13 protein-coding genes are annotated in these 17,653 nt (G+C 70.7%); 10 read left to right on the forward strand and 3 right to left on the reverse strand.

What is annotated here, in order from left to right:
• Positions 1 to 71: 71 nt before the first annotated feature.
• The gene (locus ABT123_RS03515; protein WP_351309168.1) at positions 72 to 1,556 is read left to right on the forward strand and encodes a M1 family metallopeptidase; all 1,485 of its coding nucleotides are present in this window, start codon (positions 72 to 74) and stop codon (positions 1,554 to 1,556) included.
• Between the two features lie 161 nt (positions 1,557 to 1,717).
• Positions 1,718 to 3,196 (forward strand): GTPase HflX, encoded by a 1,479-nt coding sequence (gene hflX / locus ABT123_RS03520; protein WP_351309171.1) that lies wholly within the window; start codon positions 1,718 to 1,720, stop codon positions 3,194 to 3,196.
• Between the two features lie 68 nt (positions 3,197 to 3,264).
• Here the strand turns inward: hflX and ABT123_RS03525 are convergent, their stop codons facing one another.
• The gene (locus tag ABT123_RS03525; RefSeq protein ID WP_351309173.1) at positions 3,265 to 4,443 is read right to left on the reverse strand and encodes a trypsin-like serine peptidase; all 1,179 of its coding nucleotides are present in this window, start codon (positions 4,441 to 4,443) and stop codon (positions 3,265 to 3,267) included.
• Between the two features lie 246 nt (positions 4,444 to 4,689).
• Here ABT123_RS03525 and ABT123_RS03530 point away from each other — a divergent pair, with 246 nt between their 5' ends.
• From ABT123_RS03530 to ABT123_RS03545, 4 genes are all read left to right on the forward strand, one after another.
• The gene (locus ABT123_RS03530) at positions 4,690 to 5,730 is read left to right on the forward strand and encodes an aminotransferase class III-fold pyridoxal phosphate-dependent enzyme (protein WP_351309176.1); all 1,041 of its coding nucleotides are present in this window, start codon (positions 4,690 to 4,692) and stop codon (positions 5,728 to 5,730) included.
• A 20-nt stretch (positions 5,731 to 5,750) separates the two neighbouring features.
• The gene (locus ABT123_RS03535; protein WP_351309179.1) at positions 5,751 to 7,640 is read left to right on the forward strand and encodes an IucA/IucC family protein; all 1,890 of its coding nucleotides are present in this window, start codon (positions 5,751 to 5,753) and stop codon (positions 7,638 to 7,640) included.
• Positions 7,641 to 7,673: 33 nt separating this feature from the next.
• Positions 7,674 to 8,330 (forward strand): GNAT family N-acetyltransferase, encoded by a 657-nt coding sequence (locus ABT123_RS03540; RefSeq protein WP_351309181.1) that lies wholly within the window; start codon positions 7,674 to 7,676, stop codon positions 8,328 to 8,330.
• A gap of 162 nt (positions 8,331 to 8,492) precedes the next feature.
• Positions 8,493 to 10,463: an ATP-dependent DNA helicase gene (locus ABT123_RS03545; protein WP_351309184.1), complete on the forward strand. Its 1,971-nt coding sequence runs from the start codon at positions 8,493 to 8,495 to the stop codon at positions 10,461 to 10,463.
• A 158-nt stretch (positions 10,464 to 10,621) separates the two neighbouring features.
• Here ABT123_RS03545 and lexA read toward each other — a convergent pair whose 3' ends face one another.
• Complete coding sequence (gene lexA, locus ABT123_RS03550; protein WP_150206991.1) at positions 10,622 to 11,413, reverse strand: transcriptional repressor LexA; 792 nt, start codon at positions 11,411 to 11,413, stop codon at positions 10,622 to 10,624.
• Between the two features lie 522 nt (positions 11,414 to 11,935).
• Here lexA and nrdR point away from each other — a divergent pair.
• The gene (gene nrdR / locus ABT123_RS03555; RefSeq protein ID WP_351309187.1) at positions 11,936 to 12,445 is read left to right on the forward strand and encodes a transcriptional regulator NrdR; all 510 of its coding nucleotides are present in this window, start codon (positions 11,936 to 11,938) and stop codon (positions 12,443 to 12,445) included.
• 129 nt (positions 12,446 to 12,574) lie between these two features.
• The gene (locus tag ABT123_RS03560) at positions 12,575 to 15,451 is read left to right on the forward strand and encodes a vitamin B12-dependent ribonucleotide reductase (RefSeq protein WP_351309190.1); all 2,877 of its coding nucleotides are present in this window, start codon (positions 12,575 to 12,577) and stop codon (positions 15,449 to 15,451) included.
• A gap of 76 nt (positions 15,452 to 15,527) precedes the next feature.
• Here ABT123_RS03560 and ABT123_RS03565 read toward each other — a convergent pair whose 3' ends face one another.
• Positions 15,528 to 15,899, reverse strand: a complete 372-nt coding sequence (locus tag ABT123_RS03565) for a VOC family protein (RefSeq protein WP_351309193.1) — start codon at positions 15,897 to 15,899, stop codon at positions 15,528 to 15,530.
• 227 nt (positions 15,900 to 16,126) lie between these two features.
• Here ABT123_RS03565 and ABT123_RS03570 point away from each other — a divergent pair, with 227 nt between their 5' ends.
• Both ABT123_RS03570 and ABT123_RS03575 read left to right on the forward strand, forming a co-directional pair.
• Positions 16,127 to 16,948, forward strand: coding sequence for an arylamine N-acetyltransferase family protein (locus ABT123_RS03570; protein ID WP_351309196.1), 822 nt, complete (start codon positions 16,127 to 16,129; stop codon positions 16,946 to 16,948).
• Positions 16,949 to 16,981: 33 nt separating this feature from the next.
• Positions 16,982 to 17,587, forward strand: a complete 606-nt coding sequence (locus tag ABT123_RS03575) for a YdbC family protein (protein WP_351309198.1) — start codon at positions 16,982 to 16,984, stop codon at positions 17,585 to 17,587.
• The last annotated feature ends 66 nt before the right edge of the window (positions 17,588 to 17,653 follow it).

Consider the following 17,653-nt stretch of genomic DNA (forward strand, 5'->3'; position numbering starts at 1 on the left):
TCGGGTGGGCCCCGCGCCCCGGCCGCCGCGCCGCCCCGCCCCGCGCCGCCCGCACTGGTATCGCGTAGGGGATGCGCCTCACCTCCCCCCGCCTGCGCGCCGCCCTGCTCGCCACGGCCTCCCTCACCCTCGTCGCCGCCGTGGTGCCACCGCCCCAGGCCCTCGGCATCGGCGACCGGCTCTTCCCGGAGCTCGGAAACCCCGGATACGACGTCCTCTCCTACGACCTGTCGCTCACCTACAAGGACAACCGCACCCCGCTCGACGCCGTCACCGTCATCGACGCCCGCACCCTCCAGCAGCTCGACCGCATCAACCTGGACTTCACCCATGGCACCGTGCAATCCGCCCAGGTCAACGGGGCTCCGGCACAGTTCGAGAGCGCCGGGGAAGACCTCGTCCTCACCCCGGCCCGACCGGTCGCCGAGGACGCGCCCCTGCGCATCACCCTCCGCCACACCAGCGACCCGCGCGGCCGAGGGGACGGCGGCTGGGTCCCCACCCAGGACGGCCTCGCCATGGCCAACCAGGCCGACGCCGCTCACCGGGTCTTCCCCTGCAACGACCACCCCGCCGACAAGGCGCACTTCACCTTCCGGATCACCGCCCCGGACGGGATGACCGCCGTCGCCAACGGCCTGCCCGTCACCGCACCCCGCCGCGCCGCGCCCGGCACCGCCGCCACCACCTGGACGTACCGCACCCGGCACCCCATGGCCACCGAGCTGGCCCAGGTCTCCATCGGCACCTCCGCCGTCGTCCACCGGACCGGTCCGCACGGGCTGCCGCTGCGCGACGTGGTCCCCGCCGCCGACCGCGAGCGGCTGGAACCCTGGCTGAAGAAGACCCCCCACCACCTCGCCTGGATGGAGGAGCGGGTCGGCCGCTACCCCTTCGAGACCTACGGCGTACTGATCGCCGACGCCAGCACCGGCTTCGAGCTGGAGACCCAGACCCTCTCGCTCTTCGAACGGGGCCTCTTCACCGGCGCCGGCTACCCCGAGTGGTACGTTGAATCCGTCATGGTCCACGAACTCGCCCACCAGTGGTTCGGCGACAGCGTCACCCCGCGCACCTGGTCCGACCTGTGGCTCAACGAGGGCCACGCCACCTGGTACGAAGCCCTCTACGCCGACGGCCTCGGTACGTACTCCCTGGAACGCCGGATGCGGGAGGCCTACCAGCGCTCCGACCAGTGGCGGGCGGCCGGCGGTCCGCCGGCCGAGCCCAAGGGACCCGAGCCCGGCAAGAAGATCAGCCTGTTCCGTCCGGTGGTGTACGACGGCTCCGCCCTGGTCCTGTACGCGCTCCGCCAGGAGATCGGCACCGCCGCCTTCGACCGGATCCAGCGCCGCTGGGTCGCCGAGCACGCGGACTCCGTGGCCGGCACCGAGGACTTCGTACGCCTGGCCTCGGACGAGGCGGGACGGGACCTCACGGCCTTCCTCCGGCCCTGGCTGTACGGGAAGAAGACCCCGCCCATGCCCGGGCACCCCGAGTGGAGCGGCGGGAACGGTACGCCGAAAAGCGGGAACGGCACGCCGAAAAGGGTGTGACGCCCCCGGAACGGGCATGCCACCATCGAGGGCGTGCCTCCGCGGGACAGCCCCCGCGGGGAATCCTCCGCCGGTGTGACACGTTGTACCCGTACAACATGGGCCACACCCAGCGGCACACCATGTTCGGCACCCATGTTCAAAAGCGACGTAAGGATCCAATGACCTCCTCTTCTTCCCCTTCACAGGATGCACAGAGCTACACCGAGAGCCTTCGGGCCGATGCCCTGATGGAAGAGGACGTCGCCTGGAGCCACGAGATCGACGGAGACCGGGACGGCGAGCAGTTCGACCGCTCCGAGCGGGCCGCGCTGCGGCGGGTCGCCGGCCTCTCCACCGAGCTCGAAGATGTCACCGAGGTCGAGTACCGACAGCTGCGCCTGGAGCGCGTGGTGCTGGTCGGAGTCTGGACCTCCGGGACCGTGCAGGACGCGGACAACTCCCTCGCGGAGCTCGCGGCGCTCGCCGAGACGGCGGGTGCCCTGGTGCTCGACGGCGTGATCCAGCGCCGCGACAAGCCGGACCCGGCCACCTTCATCGGTTCCGGCAAGGCGCGCGAGCTGCGGGACATCGTCGTCGAGACCGGCGCCGACACCGTCGTCTGCGACGGCGAGCTCAGCCCCGGCCAGCTCATCGCCCTCGAGGACGTCGTCAAGGTCAAGGTGGTCGACCGGACCGCGCTGATCCTCGACATCTTCGCTCAGCACGCCAAGTCCCGAGAGGGCAAGGCGCAGGTCGCGCTCGCGCAGATGCAGTACATGCTGCCGCGGCTGCGCGGCTGGGGTCAGTCGCTGTCCCGGCAGATGGGTGGCGGCAGCGGTGGCGGCATGGCCACCCGAGGCCCCGGTGAGACCAAGATCGAGACGGACCGGCGCCGGATCCGCGAGAAGATGGCGAAGATGCGCCGGGAGATCGCGGAGATGAAGACCGGCCGTGACCTCAAGCGGCAGGAACGCAAGCGCAACAAGGTGCCCTCGGTCGCGATCGCGGGCTACACCAACGCCGGCAAGTCCTCGCTGCTCAACCGCCTCACGGGCGCGGGCGTCCTGGTGGAGAACGCCCTGTTCGCCACCCTCGACCCGACCGTGCGCCGGGCCGAGACGCCGACCGGCCGGGTCTACACCCTGGCCGACACGGTCGGCTTTGTCCGGCACCTGCCCCACCACCTGGTCGAGGCCTTCCGCTCCACGATGGAGGAGGTCGGCGACTCCGACCTCATCCTGCACATCGTGGACGGATCGCACCCGGCACCGGAGGAGCAGCTGGCGGCGGTCCGCGAGGTGATCCGCGAAGTGGGCGCGGTCGACGTGCCCGAGATCGTGGTGATCAACAAGGCCGATGCCGCGGACCCGCTGGTCCTGCAGCGACTGCTGCGCATCGAGAAGCACTCCCTCGCCGTCTCCGCCCGCACCGGGCGGGGCATCGAGGAACTGCTCGCACTGATCGACGCCGAACTGCCGCGGCCCGAGGTCGAGGTCGAGGCGCTGGTCCCGTACACCCGGGGCTCGCTCGTCGCCCGGGCGCACTCCGAGGGGGAGGTCCTCTCCGAGGAGCACACCCCGGAGGGCACCCTGCTCAAGGCGCGGGTCCACCAGGAACTGGCCGCGGACCTCGCTCCGTACGTACCAGTCGCCCGCTGACGGTGCACAAACGGCTGTGGCCCCTGCCGAGAGGCAGGGGCCACAGCCGTTTGCTGTGCGGCAGCCGGCTAGCGGCCGGCGAACTTCTTGCTGACGGCATCGAAGATGCCCTTGGCCTCCGGGCCCAGGCGCGGGCCGGCCAGCCAGGACGCCTTGGCCGGGCCGATCGAGGTGTTCGACACCAGGGCCGGCTTGCCGTCGGCGCCCGCGGCGACCCAGCCGCCGCCCGAGGAACCGCCGGTCATGGTGCAGCCGATGCGGTACATCACCGGGTCCGTCTGGTTCAGCGAGAGCCGGCCGGGCTTGTCGGTGCACTGGAAGGCCTTCTGGCCGTCGAACGGCGCCGCCGCCGGGTAACCGGTCGCGGTCATCTTGGCGATCTTCGGCACGGCGGTGGCGTTGAAGTCCACCGGCAGCGCCGAACCGACCGTCTCCTCCAGGGACTTGGCGGACGAACCCTTCTCCGGGGTCACGTGCAGCACCGCGAAGTCATACGGGGCACCCGCGCCGCCGACCGGGCCGCCGGTGGCGATCCACTGGTCAGAGGTCTGCGCCCAGTCGCTCCACCACACGCCGTACGGGGCCACCTGATCGCGGCTCACACCCTTCAGCGCGGCCTGCGACTTGCCCCCGTTGTTGTAGGAGGGCACGAAGGCGATGTTGCGGTACCAGCCGCCCTTCGCACCGGCGTGCACACAGTGCCCGGCCGTCCACACCATGTTGGACTTGCCCGGGCGCGCCGGGTCCTTCACCACGGTCGCGGAGCAGACCATCGAGCCTTCGGGGCCGTCGAAGAAGACCTTGCCGGCCTCCGGAACGCTCTTGTGGTAGGTCGGCGCGACCGCCTTCGCCGGAACGGCCGCCGGAGTCGGGTCGGTGACGCCCTTGTCCTTGCCGAGGTCCGCGTCGGTGCCGGGCCGCTCGGGCTTCTGCGCGTCACGCATGCGGTCGGGGTCCCACAGGTCCTCGATGATCGGGTTGATGTAGTCCTCGGCCTCGCGCAGCCAGTCCTCCTTCTTCCACTCCTTCCAGGCACCCCCCTTCCACTTGTCCAGGTCGATGCCGCGCTCCTTGAGCTTGTCCTTCAGCTGGTCCGGGATCTTGATCCCGTCGGACCCGGGGCTGCTGGCCGCCACGGTCGGCTTGGCGTCGCCGCCGGCCTGGTCGTCGCCCGGCCCGCAGGCCGCGGCGGTCAGCGATAGGGCGGCCGCGCAGAGTACGGCGGTGACCGGTCGCATCGGTCGCATGTCGTGAATCCCCCATGGTGGTTCGAGACGTTCGGGACGTGGAGTGCAAGCCCCCACTATGCCGATGCCGTTGGGGACGGCACAGAGCGGGTCCGCGGTTCCGACAAGGATCTTGCAACTACCCGTGATCCCCCGGAGACACGGTCGTTGGTACGTACGGGGGAAGCGGGGCAGCGTTCACGTTCGAAGCGCCATCCGTACGAAGTGCCGTATCTGCGAAGCACACACGCGGGAGGACCGACAGTCGTGGCCGCCTTGACCGAGCGGGCCGCAGCGGCGGCCACCCCGGCCGACGCCCCCGAGGGCATCCTGCGGCGCCAGTCGCTGCGCGAGTCCGCCGCCCGGACCTACGCCCGCTCCCTGCCGATCGTCCCGGTCCGGGCCCGTGGGCTCACCATCGAGGGCGCCGACGGCCGCCGATACCTGGACTGCCTCTCCGGAGCCGGAACCCTCGCCCTCGGCCACAACCACCTGGTGGTGCTCGAAGCCATCCGGAAGGTCCTCGACTCGGGGGCGCCTCTGCACGTCCTCGACCTCGCCACCCCGGTCAAGGACGCCTTCACCACCGAGCTGTTCGCCGCCCTGCCGCCCCGGCTGGCCGCCGACGCCCGCATCCAGTTCTGCGGACCGGCCGGCACCGACGCGGTCGAGGCCGCACTTACCCTCGTCCGCACCGCCACCGGGCGCACCGGCCTGCTCGCCTTCACCGGCGGCTACCACGGGATGACCGCCGGGGCACTGGCCGCCTCCGGCGGCTCCCGGGAAAGCCGGGCGACCCGGCTGCCCTACCCACAGGACTACCGCTGCCCCTTCGGGGCCGGCGGCCCCGAAGGCGCCGAGCTGGCCGCCCGCTGGACCGAGCACCTGCTCGACGACCCCAAGGGCAACCAGCTCGCCATGGCCGCGGGCGCCGCCACCCTCTCCTTCGTCCGGCGGAACGCCCTCGCCGAGCGCGCCGCGGCCCTGGGCCACCGCATGCTCACCGCCCTGCACGGCCTGGCCGCCGGCCACCCCTGCATCGGCGACGTCCGTGGCCGCGGCCTGATGATCGGCCTCGAATTCGTGGACCCCGACAGCCCGGACCATGCCGCAGCCCCGGCCCTCGCCGCCGCCGTCCGCCAGGCATGCCTGGACCGCGGCCTGATCGTCGAGCTCGGAGGCCGCCACTGTGCCGTCGTACGCCTCCTGCCGCCGCTCACCCTCACCGACGAGCAGACCGTGGCCGTCCTGGACCGCCTCGCCGACGCGGTGGCCGCCGCCGACGCCGACAGAACCCGGTACCCCTGACCCCCTCCAAGGAACCCCCAGTGACCTCCTCTCCCGAACCGTTCCGTTCCACCGGCACCCCGCACGAGGGCATCCCCGCGCAGGCCGCCGTCCCACGGCAGCAGCACGACGCACCCCGGCCCGACCCGGCGGAAGCGGACCCGCAGCTCCACCCAGCCCCGCAGTACCGCGCCCCGCAGGAACCCGACCCCCTGGACCACCCCGACCCGGCGGTCGCCGCGGACGCAGCCGCCACGGAGAACCTGCTCCGCTGCTGGGTGCGGGAGAAGGCCCTCACCCGGCCCCCGGCAGGCAGCCGGCTCCGGATCCCGTTGCCCGCCTCCGGGATCACCCTGCTCGTCCCCGTCCGCCACTGGTCCCAGGCCGGCTGGCACCGCTTCGGCCCCGCCCGCATCGACGGCAGCCCGGCCGGCGCCCCCGACGTGGACGCGGTCACCGCCGCCGCCCTCCTCACCCGCGAGGCCGGCGCCGGCACCACCGACCTGGTCGGCCGGGTCGCCGACTCGGTCCGCCGGACCGCCGCCTTCATCACCGACCGGCGTGAACGCCCCACGGCCCCCGCGCCCGTGGACCAGCACCTCTTCCTCACCGGCGAACAGTCCCTGCTGCTCGGACACCCCCTCCACCCGACCCCCAAGAGCCGCGAAGGACTCTCCGAGGCCGAAGCCCGCCACTACTCACCTGAACTGCACGGCTCCTTCCCCCTCCACTGGACCGCCGTTCACCCCTCCGTCCTCGCCACCGACTCCGCCTGGACCGAACGGGGCCGGACCGTCACCGCCGCCCAGCTGCTGACCCGGCTCGCCCCCGGTCTCCCGCTCCCCGACGGCACCACCCCCCTTCCCCTGCACCCCTGGCAGGCCCGCGACCTGTTCCAGCGCCCCGCCGTGGCCGCCCTCCTCGACGCAGGTCTCCTCCACGACCTCGGCCCGTACGGCGCTCCCTGGTACCCCACCTCCTCCCTCCGCACCGTCCTGCGGCCCGGCGCCCCCGCCATGCTCAAACTCTCCCTGGGCCTGCCCATCACCAACTCCCGCCGGGAGAACCTCCGCAAGGAACTCCACCGCGGAGTCGAGGTGCACCGACTCCTGCGCGCCGGACTCGCCGAACAGTGGCAGGCCGTCCACCCCGGCTTCGACATCGTCCGCGACCCCGCCTGGATCGCCGTTGACACCCCCGACGGCACCGGCACCGCCGTCCCCGGACTCGACGTCCTGCTGCGTCACCAGCCCTTCCGCCCCGGCGACGACGCTCTCTGCATCGCCGCGCTCACCTCCCCCCGCCCCTGGCCCGGCCGGGACACCCAGCACTCCCGGCTCGCCGACCTCGTCTCCCGGCTCGCCGCCCGCACCGGCCGCCGCGCCTCCGCCGTCGCCGCCGAGTGGTTCCTCCGCTACCTCGACCACGTCGTGCTGCCGGTCCTCGCCCTCGACGCCGTCGCCGGCATCGCGCTCGAAGCGCACCAGCAGAACACCTTGGTGCTCCTCGATCACGACGGCTGGCCCTCCGGTGGCCGCTACCGCGACAACCAGGGCTACTACTTCCGCGAGTCCCACCGCGCAGCCCTCGACGCCCGGCTCCCCGGAATCGGCACCGCCAGCGACACCTTCGTCTCCGACGCCGTCACCGACGAACGCTTCGCCTACTACCTCGGCATCAACAACGTGTTCGGCCTCATCGGAGCCTTCGGCTCCCAAGGCCTCGCCGACGAACGCGTCCTCCTCGCCGCTTTCCGCCGCTTCCTCGGCAAGGCCGCAGCCCTCGGACCGCTGCCCGCCCAGCTCCTCGACTCACCCACGCTGCGCTGCAAGGCGAACCTCCTCACCCGCCTGGGCGGCCTGGACGAACTCGTCGGCCCCGTCGACACCCAGTCCGTCTACGTCACCATCGCCAACCCCCTCCACGACTGACCCCACAGACCAACACTGACGCGGAGAAGAGCCATGCACCCGACCAAGGCCCGACCCGCCGCGGACGATCCCGCCGAACTCAGGCTCACCCCCGAGCTGTTGCCCCGGCTCGCCGAGGCCGACCTGCTCGACAGCCCCGCCGACTGGGGTCCGGCCCTCACCCGGGCCGGCCTCTTCCGGCTGGCACCCGTACGCCTCGGCCGCGACCTGGAACTCCTCACCCGCTGGATGAACGACCCCGTGGTGGACGCCTTCTGGGAACTCCGGGGGCCCGCCGCGGTCACCGCCACACACCTGCGCACCCAACTCGACGGCGACGGCCGCAGCATTCCCTGCCTCGGCCTGCTCGACGGCACCCCGATGAGCTACTGGGAGATCTACCGGGCGGATCTCGACCCGCTCGCCCGGTACTACCCGGCGCGCCCCCACGACACGGGTATCCACGTGCTCCTCGGAGAAGCGGCAGACCGGGGCCGCGGCCTCGGCACCACACTGCTGCGCGCCGTCGCCGACCTGGTGCTCGACAACCGCCCGCGCTGCACGCGCGTCATCGCCGAACCCGACATCCGCAACACCCCCTCCGTCACAGCGTTCCTCAACTCCGGATTCCGCCTGTCCGCGGAAATCGACCTCCCCGAGAAGCGAGCCGCCCTGATGCTCCGCGAACGAGCCCTACGCACGCTGCTCTGATCTCCTCAACGCCATGCCCGTCCCCCGAGTTCCCCGCACGTCCGGCGCAGGCCCGAGTCCGGCGCCCGGTCCCTCGTACGAGCGGAGATCAACCCGTGCCCGCCCCCTCCACCGCTTCCGTGGACCGCGCTGTCGGTGTGGCCGCGTAGGGTTGTCAGTGCTATGACGAAGCCCTCCCTCACCGACCTCCTGCACGCCGCCGTCACCGCCGTCGGCGGTACGGAGCGTCCCGGCCAGGTGGCCATGGCCGAAGCCGTCGCCGAAGCCATCGACGACAACTCCCATCGGCTGATCCAGGCCGGCACCGGCACCGGAAAGTCCCTCGGCTACCTGGTGCCGGCGCTTGCGCACGGTGAGCGCGTGGTCGTGGCCACCGCCACCCTCGCCCTCCAGCGGCAGCTGGTCGAGCGGGACCTGCCCCGGACCGTCGAGGCGCTGCACCCGCAGCTGCGCCGCCGGCCGCAGTTCGCCATGCTCAAGGGCCGGTCGAACTACCTCTGCCTGCACCGGCTGCACGAGGGCGTTCCGCAGGACGAGGAGGAAGGCCTTTTCGATCAGTTCGAAGCAGCCGCCCCCAGCAGCAAGCTCGGCAAGGACCTGCTGCGCCTGCGCGACTGGGCGGACGAGACGGAGACCGGTGACCGGGACGATCTGACCCCGGGCGTCTCCGACAAGGCCTGGTCCCAGATCTCGGTCTCTTCCCGGGAGTGCCTGGGCGCGACCAAGTGCGCGTATGGCGCCGAATGCTTTGCCGAGGCCGCCCGCGAGCGCGCCAAGCTCGCCGACGTCGTCGTCACCAACCACGCGCTGCTCGCCATCGACGCGATCGAAGGCGCCCCGGTGCTCCCGCAGCACGAGGTGCTGATCGTGGACGAGGCGCACGAGCTCGTGTCCCGGGTCACCGGCGTGGCCACCGGAGAGCTCACCCCCGGCCAGGTCAACCGCGCCGTGAAGCGGGCGGCCAAGCTGGTCAACGAGAAGACGGCGGACTCCCTGCAGACCGCCGCCGAGACCTTCGAGCGGATCATGGAGCTGGCCCTGCCGGGCCGCCTGGAAGAGATCCCCGAGGACCTCGGATACGCGCTCCTCGCCCTGCGCGACGCGGCCCGCAACGTGATCTCGGCGATCGGTGCCACCCGCGACAAGTCGGTGCACGACGAGGACGCCGTCCGCAAGCAGGCCCTCGCCGCGGTGGAGACCATCCACGGGGTCGCCGAGCGCATCACCGCAGGCTCCGAGTACGACGTGGTCTGGTACGAGCGCCACGACCGGTTCGGTGCCACCCTGCGGGTCGCCCCGCTGTCGGTCTCCGGGCTGCTCCGGGAGAAGCTCTTCGAGGACCGCTCGGTGGTGCTCACCTCCGCCACGCTGAAGCTCGGCGGGGACTTCAACGGGGTCGCGGCCTCGCTGGGCCTGGCCCCGGAAGGCGTCGAGGGCGAGGACGCACCGGTCTGGCAGGGCCTGGATGTCGGCTCGCCCTTCGACTACCCGAAGCAGGGCATCCTGTACGTCGCCAAGCATCTGGCCACCCCCGGCCGGGAGGGCACCCGGGGCGACATGATGGACGAGCTGGCCGAACTGATCGAGGCGGCCGGAGGCCGCACGCTCGGCCTCTTCTCCTCCATGCGCGGTGCGAAGGCCGCGGCCGAGGAGCTCCGGGCCCGGCTGGACAACCCGATCCTCCTCCAGGGCGAGGAGACCCTGGGCGAGCTGATCAAGAACTTCGCCGCCGATCCGAAGACCTGCCTGTTCGGCACCCTGTCCCTGTGGCAGGGAGTGGACGTGCCCGGTCCGAGCTGCCAGCTGGTGGTCATGGACCGGATCCCGTTCCCGCGGCCCGACGACCCGCTGATGAGCGCCCGCCAGAAGTCGGTGGAGGAGCACGGCGGGAACGGCTTCATGGCCGTCGCTGCCACGCATGCCGCCCTGCTCATGGCGCAGGGCGCGGGCCGACTGGTCCGGGCTTCCGGCGACCGCGGGGTGGTGGCGGTGCTGGACCCCCGTCTGGCGACGGCGCGGTACGGCAGCTTCCTGAAGGCCTCGCTCCCGGACTTCTGGTACACCACGGACCGCAACCAGGTCCGCCGGTCCCTGGCAGCCATCGACGCCGCCGCCTGTGCGGACGGTCAATAGCGCCGACTGCTTCTTTCCGGTGCACGAGCGCCAGCCATCAATTGAGCAACCACACCGGAGATCAGCCACCTCCGCGAGAGCGGCGCCGGTTTAGGCGCAAAAAAGTGAACCCCGGGACCGGCGCAGTGGGTCCCGGGGTCCGGCGAGGGCGGCGGGGTTCAGACCCGCCGCAGTACCGCGACGACCTTGCCGAGGATGGTGGCCTCGTCGCCGGGGATCGGCTGGTAGGCGGCGTTGTGGGGGAGCAGCCAGACATGGCCGTCCTCGCGCTTGAAGCGCTTGACCGTGGCCTCGCCGTCGAGCATGGCGGCCACGATGTCGCCGTTCTCGGCGACGGGCTGGCGGCGGACCGTGACCCAGTCGCCGTCGCAGATGGCGGCCTCGATCATCGAGTCGCCGACCACCTTGAGCACGAAGAGTTCGCCGTCACCCACCAGCTGGCGGGGGAGGGGAAAGACGTCCTCCACCGACTCCTCGGCGAGGATCGGGCCGCCGGCTGCGATCCGGCCGACCAGGGGCACATACGAGGCGGCGGGCTTGCCGGTGGTGTCGGTGGGCTGCGAGCTGGGCTGGTCCGAGCCGCGCACCTCGTACGCCCGCGGGCGGTGCGGGTCGCGCCGCAGGAAGCCCTTGCGCTCCAGGGCCATCAGCTGGTGTGCCACGGAGGAGGTGCTGGAGAGGCCCACCGCCTGACCGATCTCACGCATTGACGGCGGGTAACCGCGCCGCTGCACCGAGTCCCGGATGACCTCGATGACCCTCCGCTGCCGGTCCGTGAGTCCGGAGCTGTCGGCGCGGATGCCTGGAGGTCGCCCGGGCAGCGAGCGTGCGGGACGTACGGTCTCCGCCTCGGGATTCAGGCTTGCGTCATTCATGGCATGCACCGGCTCGAGTCGGCTCTGGGAGCGGTTCTGGGCAGTGATGGTGGCACTGTCTGCGGTGGTGGTCACGTCGGCGGCCCCTCTCGAACGGATTGTTCTCCCCTGGACTGGACAACGGTAGTTGCTTTCGAAAGGTTGCGCCAAACACACGTTCGAGTGAAAAATCGCAGATTGCTCTACGTGAGCACATGAAGGGGTGTATAGGCCGCAATGGCGGCGGTGGTCGCGCAATGGACCCGGCGGATTCGCCGCCGCGCGGCCGAACGCGGGTTCGGCCCGGACCCCGCTCCTTACGGTACCCTTCCCCGCTGGATCGCCGACGGCCGGGCACTGCCCCAGTCTGGCACCCGCAAGCCTCGGATCCGGGCATCCCGCCGCGCGACACGCGGAGGGCCGTAAATCCACCGGAACCCAAGATCTAGTGGTTGTATGGGCGCGGCCACCCAGAAGTTGTGGTCCCCGGGTCCGCCGCGGGTCCCGGGATCGCATATGCTGGTGGCTGCTTCACGAACCCCCGACAGAGCCCCGGCTCCCGTCGTTGCGGGTCTGCGTGGGCTATTCAGTCGTGCCAAGAGGGAGGGTGAGGGAACCATGCACTGCCCCTTCTGCAGGCACCCCGACAGCCGCGTCGTCGACAGCCGCACCACGGACGACGGCACGTCGATCCGCCGGCGCCGGCAGTGCCCCGACTGCTCCCGCCGCTTCACCACGGTGGAGACGGCGTCACTGATGGTCATCAAGCGCAGTGGCGTGACGGAACCCTTCAGCCGCACCAAGGTCATCTCGGGCGTGCGCAAGGCGTGCCAGGGGAGACCGGTCACCGAGGACGCCCTCGCCAAGCTCGGCCAGAGGGTCGAGGAGGCGGTGCGCGCCACCGGGAGTGCCGAGCTGACCACCCACGATGTGGGTCTGGCCATCCTCGGCCCGTTGCAGGAGCTCGACCTGGTCGCGTACCTGCGCTTCGCGTCCGTTTACAAGGCGTTCGACACGCTGGAAGACTTCGAGGCCGCCATCGCGGAACTGCGGGAGCGGCCTCGCACCCAAGAGTGCGAGCCCGGCGGGGCCGGTTCGGTCCCCGTGCCCGCCTCCGCCGCCGACTGATCGGACGGCCGCACAGCGGCCCGTCGGTCCGGCGTGCTCCGTAGAGCAGCAACAGATCCAAGAGTCAGAACCGTGCCACGGAATATTGCTGGCACTTTAGGGCGTTTTTGCCCGCATATGGGAGGCGGCATGACAGAGACGGCGAGCGGCCCGGCACGTGGTTCCCGCGCCAAGGGAACCAAGGCGGCGGGCAAGGGCCTGCGTATCGAGCGCATCCACACCACCCCCGGCGTGCATCCGTACGACGAGGTGGCCTGGGAGCGCCGTGACGTCGTCATGACCAACTGGCGCGACGGCTCGGTCAACTTCGAGCAGCGTGGCGTCGAGTTCCCCGACTTCTGGTCGGTGAACGCGGTCAACATCGTCACCAGCAAGTACTTCCGCGGTGCGGTCGGCACCCCGCAGCGCGAGACCGGTCTGAAGCAGCTCATCGACCGGATCGTGAAGACCTACACCAAGGCCGGCGAGGAACACGGCTACTTTGCCTCGCCCGCCGACGTCGAGATCTTCGAGCACGAGCTGACCTACGCCCTGCTGCACCAGATCTTCAGCTTCAACTCCCCGGTCTGGTTCAACGTCGGCACGCCCCAGCCCCAGCAGGTCTCCGCCTGCTTCATCCTGGCCGTCGACGACTCCATGGAGTCGATCCTCGACTGGTACAAGGAAGAGGGCATGATCTTCAAGGGCGGCTCCGGCGCCGGCCTGAACCTCTCCCGCATCCGCTCCTCCAAGGAGCTCCTCTCCTCCGGCGGCAATGCCTCCGGTCCCGTCTCCTTCATGCGCGGTGCCGACGCGTCCGCAGGAACGATCAAGTCGGGCGGTGCCACCCGCCGCGCGGCCAAGATGGTCGTGCTCGATGTGGACCACCCGGACGTCGAGGACTTCATCGCCACCAAGGTGAAGGAAGAGGAGAAGATCCGCGCCCTGCGCGACGCGGGCTTCGACATGGACCTGGGCGGCGACGACATCACGTCCGTCCAGTACCAGAACGCCAATAACAGCGTCCGCGTGAACGACGAGTTCATGACGGCCGTCGAGAACGGCACCGAGTTCGGTCTGCGCGCCCGCATGACCGGCGAGGTCATCGAGAAGGTCGACGCCAAGGCCCTCTTCCGCAAGCTGGCCGAGGCCGCGTGGGCCTGCGCCGACCCGGGCATCCAGTACGACGGTGTGATCAACAACTGGCACACCTGCCCCGAGTCCGGCCGCATCACCGCGTCCAACCCGTGCAGCGAGTACATGCACCTGGACAACACGTCCTGCAACCTCGCCTCGCTGAACCTGATGAAGTTCCTCAAGGACGACGGCAAGGGCAACCAGGCCTTCGAGGTCGAGCGCTTCGCCAAGGTCGTCGAGCTCGTCATCACCGCGATGGACATCTCCATCTGCTTCGCGGACTTCCCGACGCAGAAGATCGGCGAGAACACCCGCGCCTTCCGCCAGCTGGGCATCGGCTACGCCAACCTCGGCGCCCTGCTGATGGCCACCGGCCACGCGTACGACTCGGACGGCGGCCGGACCCTTGCCGCCTCCATCACCTCGCTGATGACCGGCACCGCGTACAAGCGGTCCGCCGAGCTGGCCGGCGTCGTCGGCCCGTACGACGGCTACGCCCGCAACGCCGAGCCGCACCAGCGCGTCATGAAGCAGCACGCCGACGCCAACGCCGTCGCCCCGCGTACCGACGACCTGGACACCCCGGTCTGGGCCGCGGCCACCGAGGCCTGGCAGGACGTCCTCCGCCTCGGCGCGAAGAACGGCTTCCGCAACTCCCAGGCGTCGGTGCTGGCCCCGACCGGCACCATCGGTCTGGCGATGTCCTGCGACACCACCGGTGTCGAGCCGGACCTGGCCCTGGTCAAGTTCAAGAAGCTCGTCGGCGGCGGCTCGATGCAGATCGTCAACGGCACCGTCCCGCAGGCCCTGCGCCGCCTGGGCTACCAGGAGGAGCAGATCGAGGCGATCGTCGCCCACATCGCCGAGCACGGCAATGTGATCGACGCCCCCAGCCTGAAGACCGAGCACTACGAGGTCTTCGACTGCGCGATGGGCGAGCGCTCCATCTCCCCGATGGGCCACGTCCGCATGATGGCCGCGATCCAGCCCTGGATCTCCGGCGCCATCTCCAAGACGGTCAACATGCCGGAGACGGCGACCGTCGAGGAGGTCGAGGAGATCTACTTCGAGGCCTGGAAGCTCGGCGTCAAGGCCCTCGCGATCTACCGCGACAACTGCAAGGTCGGCCAGCCGCTCTCCGCGAAGAAGAAGGAGACCGAGAAGGCCGAGGTCACCGCCAAGGCGGAGGAGACCATCCGCACCGCGGTGGAGAAGGTCGTCGAGTACCGGCCGGTCCGCAAGCGTCTGCCGAAGGGCCGCCCGGGCATCACCACCTCCTTCACCGTGGGTGGCGCCGAGGGCTACATGACCGCCAACTCCTACCCGGACGACGGCCTGGGCGAGGTCTTCCTGAAGATGTCCAAGCAGGGTTCCACCCTCGCGGGCATGATGGACGCCTTCTCGATCGCCGTCTCGGTCGGCCTGCAGTACGGCGTCCCGCTGGAGACCTACGTCTCGAAGTTCACCAACATGCGCTTCGAGCCGGCCGGTATGACGGACGACCCGGACGTGCGGATGGCGCAGTCGATCGTCGACTACATCTTCCGTCGCCTGGCCCTGGACTTCCTGCCCTTCGAGACCCGCTCCGCCCTCGGCATCCACACCGCCGAGGAGCGCCAGCGCCACCTCGAGACCGGCTCCTACGAGCCGCTCGACGAGGAGATCGACACGGAGTCCCTGGCCCAGTCCGCCCCGCTGGCGGCCGTCCCGGCCCCGGTGACCGAGGTCCCGGCCCCGAAGCCGGTGGCCCACACCAACGCGGAACTGGTGGAGATGCAGCTCGGCGTCTCCGCGGACGCGCCGCTCTGCTTCTCCTGCGGGACGAAGATGCAGCGCGCCGGCTCCTGCTACATCTGCGAGGGCTGCGGCTCGACGAGCGGCTGCAGTTGACACCGGGCCTGACCCGGGGGTGAATTCCCTGCTCAGGGCGGTGGTGCCGTACTCTCGGCGCCACCGCCCTTGGCGTTCAGTCTTGCTGGAGCACGGAGAGGACGTTGCCTGCCGGGTCCTTGAACCAGGCGATGTCCGGGCCTTCGCCGCGGTGGATGCCCTTCTCGTCGGCCTCCATCTGCGGGTACCGCTCGAAGGTGATCCCGCGCGCCGCCAGCTGGTCGACGGCCGCATCGATGTCCGACACGGGGAAGTTCAGGACCGTGAAGGTCGCGGGCGTGTGGTTGTCCTTCGGGTAGACGAAGATGTTCCGTTCATCTGCGATGTGCAGGAGGAGCATGTCGTTCTCCTCGGAGACGCGCAGCCCGAGGGTGTCGCGGTAGAACTGCGCTGCCCGCGGCACATCGTCTACGGAGAAGCTGCTGAAGGCCTTGGTGTTCCCGAACATGGTCGTTCCTTCCTGTGGAGTGATGCCCGGGATGCCCGGGTGCGGGCATCCCGGGCCATGACACCGCGCCGCGGCTGCCGTCCATGGCGCGGCAGCGCGGGCCGGGAGACCGGAGCAGGGCAGGATCACCCGTCCGGGCCCGCGGGAATGCCGGCCGCGCCCGATGATGTTGGTCACCGGACGGGGGTGCGGCAGGCGCATGCCCGGAGTCGCACCGCGGGGGAACCATGTGGAATGGTGACGAATTGGACCTCGACGCCTATCTGGCGCGGATCGGGTACACCGGGGAACTCGCCCCGGACCTCGGCACGTTGTACGCAGTGCACCGGGCGCACACCGCCGCCATCCCGTTCGAGAGCCTGGACGTCCTGCTCGGCCGCCCCATCGCGCTGGACGTCAAGAGTCTCGAGAACAAGCTCGTCCGCAGCAGCCGCGGAGGGTACTGCTACGAACACAACTCGCTGCTGGCCGCCGCCCTGCAGCGGATCGGCTTCGAGGTGGCAGGCCGTGGTGCCCGCAATCGCACCCGGGGCGATGCCGTGATGCCCGTGACGCATGCCGCCCTCGTCGTCACGGTCGGCGGCGAACCGTATCTGGCCGACTGCGGATTCGGCGCGAACGGCCTGCTGGAGCCCCTCCCGCTGCACGCCGGGGCCGAGGCGGCGCAAGGCCGGTGGCGGTTCGCCCTCGCCGAGGAGGCGGAGGGCGTCCTCGTCCTGCGCTCGCGCCGTGACGGCGAGGAGTGGCGGGATCTGTACGCGTTCTCCCCGCAGCGGCTGTACCCGGTCGACTTCGGTGTGATGAACCACTACAGCTCCACCCACCCCGCCTCCTTCTTCACGGGCCGGCTCACGGCAATGCGCCCGGGCGCGGAGGAGCGCGTGGCCGTCGTCCAGAACGAGCTGGTGCGCTTCCGTCCGGAGGGGACCGACGAGCGGCACTCCGTCACGCCGGACGAGCTGCTCGGCCTGCTCGACCGGGAGTTCGGGATCCGGCTGCCCGTACGGGATGCGGAGCAACTCCTGTGTACGTACCGCTCCGAGGACTGACCGGGTCCGCTCTGCGCACCGTACGATGACCCGGTGCTGGTCAAGTGGATTCGCTGCACGGTGACGGATCGACGCGGGTTCGAGCGGGGGCAGCGGAAATGGGCGGGGCTGCCTGGCGAGCCGGGATTCCGGGGGCAGGGTGGCGGCTGGAGCCGGGGGCGGCAGGGGGTCGCGCATGTTTTTGCGTTCTGGGAGAGCCGGTCGTTCTACGACTCCTTCATGGCCCGTTCGTACGACCGGCTGGCGGCTGCCCAGAACGGCACCTACACCGGTGTCCGCACCAGGCTGTTCGACCACCGCTTCGATGTGAAGACCGGCTTCGAGCCCCGGTTCACCGATGCCGATGTGGTCCGGGTCGCGCACACCCGGGTGCGGGAGGGCCGGCTGGACCACTTTGCGCTCATGCAGGAGAAGGTGTGGAACCCGGCCATGGCCGGTTCGCCGGGGATGCTGCGCGGGCTGTTCGGCGAGGCGCCGGGCCGCGAGTTCCTGGTGCTGTCCATGTGGCAGTCGGCGGCCGAGCACGGCAAGTACCGGCAGGAACGGGTCGAACGGCTCTCGCTGCGCGCCCAGACCGAAGCCGATGTCGAGGCACTGACCGGGGACGTGGTCGACCTGGAACCGGCCTGGACGGTTTGACCGGCGTCCGCGACTGCTGCCCGTGGCCGGTCGCGGAGGGCCGCAGAGCCGCTTGAGGGCGCTGTG

The organism is Streptomyces sp. NPDC002054 (genome assembly GCF_040296685.1).
Lineage (GTDB): Bacteria > Actinomycetota > Actinomycetes > Streptomycetales > Streptomycetaceae > Streptomyces.

What these genes read in the sequence shown, in the direction of transcription:
- ABT123_RS03515 (WP_351309168.1), top strand. Translation starts at nt 72, where the DNA reads ATGCGCCTCACCTCCCCCCGCCTGCGCGCCGCCCTGCTCGCCACGGCC.
- hflX (WP_351309171.1), top strand. Translation starts at nt 1,718, where the DNA reads ATGACCTCCTCTTCTTCCCCTTCACAGGATGCACAGAGCTACACCGAG.
- ABT123_RS03525 (WP_351309173.1), bottom strand. Translation starts at nt 4,443, where the DNA reads ATGCGACCGATGCGACCGGTCACCGCCGTACTCTGCGCGGCCGCCCTA.
- ABT123_RS03540 (WP_351309181.1), top strand. Translation starts at nt 7,674, where the DNA reads ATGCACCCGACCAAGGCCCGACCCGCCGCGGACGATCCCGCCGAACTC.
- ABT123_RS03545 (WP_351309184.1), top strand. Translation starts at nt 8,493, where the DNA reads ATGACGAAGCCCTCCCTCACCGACCTCCTGCACGCCGCCGTCACCGCC.
- nrdR (WP_351309187.1), top strand. Translation starts at nt 11,936, where the DNA reads ATGCACTGCCCCTTCTGCAGGCACCCCGACAGCCGCGTCGTCGACAGC.
- ABT123_RS03560 (WP_351309190.1), top strand. Translation starts at nt 12,575, where the DNA reads ATGACAGAGACGGCGAGCGGCCCGGCACGTGGTTCCCGCGCCAAGGGA.
- ABT123_RS03565 (WP_351309193.1), bottom strand. Translation starts at nt 15,899, where the DNA reads ATGTTCGGGAACACCAAGGCCTTCAGCAGCTTCTCCGTAGACGATGTG.
- ABT123_RS03570 (WP_351309196.1), top strand. Translation starts at nt 16,127, where the DNA reads ATGTGGAATGGTGACGAATTGGACCTCGACGCCTATCTGGCGCGGATC.